The following is a 5014-nucleotide window of genomic DNA, read 5'->3' as shown; positions in this document are numbered from 1 at the left end:
CGAGGCCCGCCGCAGGAGCCTCGACCGCCGGTTCTTCCAGATCATCGCCACCGCCGGAAAGTCACCGCGGCTCGACGCGATCCTGGAGTTCCTCGGCGGCGTGCTCCAGGGCAGCTTCTACTACGACGCGCCCGCGTGGGTGGACAACGAGGCGAAGTACCGGGAACGGCTGCTCGACGCGATCCAGGCGGATGATGTCGTCACGGCGGCGCGGACCAGCGAGGAGCACGTGCGCTCCTGCGCCGCCGTGACCATAGAGCACCTGCGGTCCCGCGGCTACCTGCCACCAGCGCCGCCAGCTTCGCCCGCCGCCAGCCCCTGACCTTGCCGTACGGCTATCCCGAAGGGCGGGCGGCGGCGAAGGCGCGCAGCTCTCGGGCGACGTCCGGGCCGGCGGGCGTGTACATGACCTCGCGGAACCCCGCCTCGGCGAGCCGGCCGAGCTTCCGTCCGACGCTGACGGAATCACCGACCAGGGTGCCGACGTAGACATCGCCGGCCATGGTGTCGACGTCGATGTGCTCCAGCAGGGGCCGGTCACGCTCGGAGAGGTGGGTGACATGGCCCTCGAAGGTGAGCAGGTGGCGCTCCTCCTCGGAGGCCAGGCCCTCGAGGGCCTTCCGCCACTGCGAGCCACCGGGCAGGGCGTCCACCCCGGCCGCCCCACGGACGGCATAGGTGGTGTGCCAGCCGACGACCTGCCACGGGCCGATCGCCTCCCGTACGCGGCTGGAGCTCGGGTCCTCGCCGGGGTCCAGCACGGTGCCCGAGACCATCGTCGCGGTCGGCAGCGTCGGGTGGGGCGGCCCGATCGTGCCGTCAGCCACCTCGGGGGCGCGTTTGTTGCCGCGCGGGCCGAGGACGCTGAGCCACAGCGGCACCTGGACCGGCCGGGCGGCGGTCAGGCCGGGCCAGTGCAGCATCCGGGCCGCCTCGCCGTCGAGCACGATCGTCTCGCCGGCGAGCAGCTTGCGGACCGACGCGGCATAGTCGAACAGCGCGTCCAGCGGCATCGCACGCTGCCCGATCGTCATGCGCGCCGTGTAGCCGGTACCGAAGCAGGCCCGGAAGCGGCCGCCGGACAGCCGGGCGATGGTGGCGATGCCGGACGCCATCGTCATGACGGACCGCTGGGTCGGGATCAGGACGGCGGTGGCGAGACCGATCCGGGTCGTCCGGGTGGCGGCGAGCGCCAGGTGCGCGAACGGGTCCTCCCACAGCGGCGCCGAATCGAAGATCCACACCCGCGCGTACCCGAGCTCTTCGGCGAGCACGGCGAGGTCGGCGAAGTCCGGGCCCGGCGGGAGCCCGCACGATAACTCAAACTCGTTCGCGTCGGTCATGGAACCGTTTCTACCAGGCAATCAAGCATGGCGGCACCGCAATCGGAACCGGCCCCCCGATATCAACATCCACGCAGACCCCTGTTTCGACATTCTCACTGAATCATTCGAGCGTCAAGGCCGCCATCGCGAACTCGCCTCCGGACCGAGCGGGCAGGTGCCGCCGGTCGGGCTCTCCCCCGGTTTCCGTGGACTCGCAATTCATCAGTAGGCCAAGGTCCCGCCAACTGACTGGCGGCACAGGACGACATGGTCACCACCCGGGCGAGTCCCCTGGTCACGCTCGTTCGCGGGCGCCAGGCCGGGCTGCCCGAATCGCGGCGCGGCCGCCGCTCCGCTTGACTCCAAGCCATCCAACATGCTAATCGGCCGGTGAAACGATAGTAGTCGCAGGCAGACAGTGCGTCTCTGGTAATGCCGAGCTATGGACGTCCCCGAATCCGCACTGTTAGCTGCGGAAGCGATAACGGACGTTGCCCCTCGCAAACGCCTAGCCCTGAGGAGCCCCGATGGCGACCGGACCAGGAGCCGAGCACCCGGAATCACGCGACTCGTCCCCGGCAACGCCGGCGCAGGCGCAGGCGCAGGCGCAGGCGCCCAGGCTGGCACCACTGCCGTTCGAGAAGTGGGACGACGAGACCAGGTCCATCCTCCTGCGCTACCTGCGGCGCCCCGAGCTCTACCTGTCGGGCGCCCCGGACGCCCCCCCGATGCCGAAGGCGCTCGGGCTGTTCGCCCACCACGTCCAGCTGAGCGAGACCTTCCTCGCGTTCACCGATCTGTTCGCCGGCGAGCACGCCACGCTCGACCCTCGGCACCGCGAGCTCCTCATCCTGCGGGTAGCGTGGCGCACCCGCTCCGGCTACGAGTGGGCCCAGCACACCCGGATCGGGGTGCAGGCCGGTCTCACCACCGAGCAGCTCTACGCCATCCCGCACGGAGCCGAGGCCGAGGTGTGGACGCCGGTCGAGCGTGCACTGCTGGCTGCGACCGACCAGATGATCGACCAGTCACGCGTCGGCGACGACACCTGGCAGCTGCTGGCCTCCCATTTCGATGCGGGGCAGCTGCTCGAGCTGTCCTTCGTCGTCGGTGGCTACCTCTGTCTCGCGGCGGTCCTCAACAGCGTCGGCCTGCAGCCGGACCCGCCGACCGAACCGGTCGACGCACCGGCGCTCCCCGCAGAGCGTGACCCGTCCGCCTGACAGCGGCGCAATCGCAGGACATCCCGTACGCGCCGCGAACGAGCGACTCGTGTGACGGTCCGAGCCCGAGCATGAATCCGGGGCGGCCCATGACAGCGAGTGCCTCGGCCAACGCCCCGGGGTCCGTTCCGTCCGAGCCTCACACGGCGGCGTGCCTGGCGGGTGTCGCCCGTCATCGACCTCGACCGCGGTCGTCAACCTCCCGGTGCGTCTCTCCGTCAGAACCGGGTCATCGGTAATTCATGATCACTACGACGTCGACAGCTCGTCAACATCGTTGATTATCTTGAGTATGGATGGACCGACCAGGCGCCGTCGTCGCGTCGCGTCGCGTCGCGGCCGGCAGGACGGGCCAGCCGAGTACTCCGAAATATCTAGACTGATCATGGGCCACAGTCGGGTGACCGCGCGCAGCTTTCAGCGCCATATCGTCGCGCCCCGGTAGGCTGGACAGACCGCAAACACTCAGAGAAGGTCGATCATGGTGGCCGAGCCGGGGAAAGCACGGAATCGCGACCGGGCCACACTGCGCGAAAAGCCCCAGCGCATCGCCGACGAGATTCGGCAGCTCATCGTCGAGGGCGATCTTTCCGAGGGCGAGTCACTCGGCCACGAGCCGGATCTGGTCGAGCGGTTCGGGGTCTCCCGCCCGTCCCTGCGCGAAGCCCTGCGCATACTCGAGACCGAGGGCCTGATCTCGGTCAAGCGCGGCGTTCTCGGCGGCGTCGTCGTCCACCGGCCGGACCAGCGGATGACGGCCCGCACCGCGGCGCTCGTGCTCCAGGCCCGCAATGTGCCGCTCGCGGATGTCCACGCCGCCCGCAGCCTGCTCGAACCGGTCGCCGTACGGCTCGTCGCCGCGTCAGGGGATCACCGCTCGGCGGCCGCCGAGCTGCGGCGGCTCACCGCCGAGCAGCTCGAGGTGATCGACGACCCCGAGGCGTTCGGGAACGCCAACTCGCGCTTTCACGCCCGGCTCGTCGAACTGGCGGGGAATCAGACACTGGGCATTGTCGCCGAAATGCTCAATGAGATCGTCGCCCGAGCCGTCGCCGCGGTAAGCCAGCCCGAGGGCGGGAAAGAAACCACCGAGACACGCCTGCGAGGGCTCCGTTCCCAGGCCCGGCTGGCGACACTCGTCGAGGCGGGCGACGCCACCGCCGCCGAGGAACACTGGAAAGAGCACATGACGGTCGTGGGAAAAGTGATCCTCACCCAGGGAGCCAAAACAGTCATCGATCTGATGCAGCATCAGTACTGAGGCAGCGTCAGCGCTGGGACGGCGTCAGCACTGGGACGGCGTCGGCGCCGAGACGACGTCAAGTACTGAGACGACGTCAGCGCTGAGGCTGTCCGGAGCCCCGGGCGGTCAGTGTCCCTCGAAGACGGGCGGGCGGCGCTCGGCGTAGGCCGTAAGTGCCTCCCGCATGTCCCTGGTGTGGACGTTCACCGTCTGTGCCAGCGCCTCGACCTCGAGGGCCTGGGCCAGTGACGACGTCCCGGCGGCGGCCAGCTCACGCTTGGTCATGGACAGGGCCACCGGCGGCCCGGCCGCGATGGTGCCGGCGATCTCGTGAACCGCGGCGTCGAGCCCCGCCGCGGGCACGACCGCGTTCACGAAGCCGATCTCGGCCGCCTGCGTCCCGCTGAGCATCCTCGCGGTGTAGGCGAGCTCCTTCGCCCGGTGCACGCCGATCCGCTGGCGAAGCAGCCAGGACGTGCCGAAGTCGAGGCTGAGTCCGCGCCGGGCGAAGATCAGCGAGAACCGTGCCGTGTCCGCGCACCAGGTGAGGTCGGCGGCCAGCGCGAGGCCCAGGCCGGCACCGACGCAGAGCCCGTCGACCTTGGCCACGACCGGCACGGGACAGTCGTGAACCGCCAGCACCACGTCGGCCAGCACCCGCATGTTGTCGAGGTTGTGCGACGGTGCCCCGCTCCCGTTCGAGGAGCTCTCGCCGCGGGTGCCGCCGAGGTCGGCGCCCGTGCAGAAGTTCCCGCCGGCGCCGGTGAGGATCACCGCGCGGGCACCGGAGTGCCCGACCTCCCGGAAGATGCGCCCGAGCGCCACCCACATGTCACCCGTGCAGGCGTTCCTCGACTCCGGCCGGTCGATCGTGACGGTCACGACGAACCCGTCGCGGGCCGCCCGGATGTTCGGGTGGTAGGACGGCACAACCTCTTTCGTCATGGCTATATATCTAGAGATATTGGACGCCTACGTCAACCGGACAACCCGCGCGCGGGCCGGAACCGTGCCCGCGCAGGCCCGCCGCCGCGCGGCCGGCCGCGTCGCGCAGGGCCGCGGTGGTCAGCGAGCGGCCGTGGTCGTCCTCTCCTGCGCGCGTCCGGCACGCACGGCAAGCCACGGCGGCGCGGCAGCCGACCCTCACCGGTAGCACCTACCGGCCACCATCTCGATGTTGAGGCTGGAAAAATCTAAATATATAACTTAGGGTTCTCGCCCAG

5 protein-coding genes are annotated in these 5014 nt (G+C 69.8%); 3 read left to right on the top strand and 2 right to left on the bottom strand.

Features of this window, described 5'->3' with window-relative positions; translation table 11 throughout:
* Nucleotides 1-322 (top strand): FCD domain-containing protein (locus FMEAI12_RS32845; RefSeq protein ID WP_146776828.1); only part of this gene is annotated, 322 nt, incomplete at its 5' end.
* A gap of 13 nt (nt 323-335) precedes the next feature.
* On the opposite strand, the gene FMEAI12_RS32840 is transcribed toward FMEAI12_RS32845, so the two are convergent.
* Nucleotides 336-1364, bottom strand: a complete 1029-nt coding sequence (locus tag FMEAI12_RS32840; RefSeq protein ID WP_255565770.1) for an LLM class flavin-dependent oxidoreductase — start codon at nt 1362-1364, stop codon at nt 336-338.
* Between the two features lie 488 nt (nt 1365-1852).
* Between FMEAI12_RS32840 and FMEAI12_RS32835 the strand changes: the two genes are divergently transcribed.
* Complete coding sequence (locus tag FMEAI12_RS32835) at nt 1853-2548, top strand: carboxymuconolactone decarboxylase family protein (protein ID WP_112109036.1); 696 nt, start codon at nt 1853-1855, stop codon at nt 2546-2548.
* Between the two features lie 481 nt (nt 2549-3029).
* Nucleotides 3030-3809, top strand: a complete 780-nt coding sequence (locus FMEAI12_RS32825; protein WP_071060734.1) for a FadR/GntR family transcriptional regulator — start codon at nt 3030-3032, stop codon at nt 3807-3809.
* A 108-nt stretch (nt 3810-3917) separates the two neighbouring features.
* Here FMEAI12_RS32825 and FMEAI12_RS32820 read toward each other — a convergent pair whose 3' ends face one another.
* Nucleotides 3918-4736, bottom strand: coding sequence for an enoyl-CoA hydratase/isomerase family protein (locus FMEAI12_RS32820; protein ID WP_112109034.1), 819 nt, complete (start codon nt 4734-4736; stop codon nt 3918-3920).
* Between the last annotated feature and the right edge of the window lie 278 nt (nt 4737-5014).

This window comes from Parafrankia sp. Ea1.12 (genome assembly GCF_900465275.1).
GTDB classification, from domain to species: Bacteria; Actinomycetota; Actinomycetes; order Frankiales; family Frankiaceae; genus Parafrankia; species Parafrankia soli.
Note: the sequence above shows the minus strand (reverse complement) of the source record. Positions and strands in the feature narration are given on the sequence as shown.

Bases quoted from the DNA above. Each gene is read 5' to 3' on its own strand.
- FMEAI12_RS32820 (WP_112109034.1), bottom strand. From the start codon at position 4,736: ATGACGAAAGAGGTTGTGCCGTCCTACCACCCGAACATCCGGGCGGCC.
- FMEAI12_RS32835 (WP_112109036.1), top strand. From the start codon at position 1,853: ATGGCGACCGGACCAGGAGCCGAGCACCCGGAATCACGCGACTCGTCC.
- FMEAI12_RS32825 (WP_071060734.1), top strand. From the start codon at position 3,030: ATGGTGGCCGAGCCGGGGAAAGCACGGAATCGCGACCGGGCCACACTG.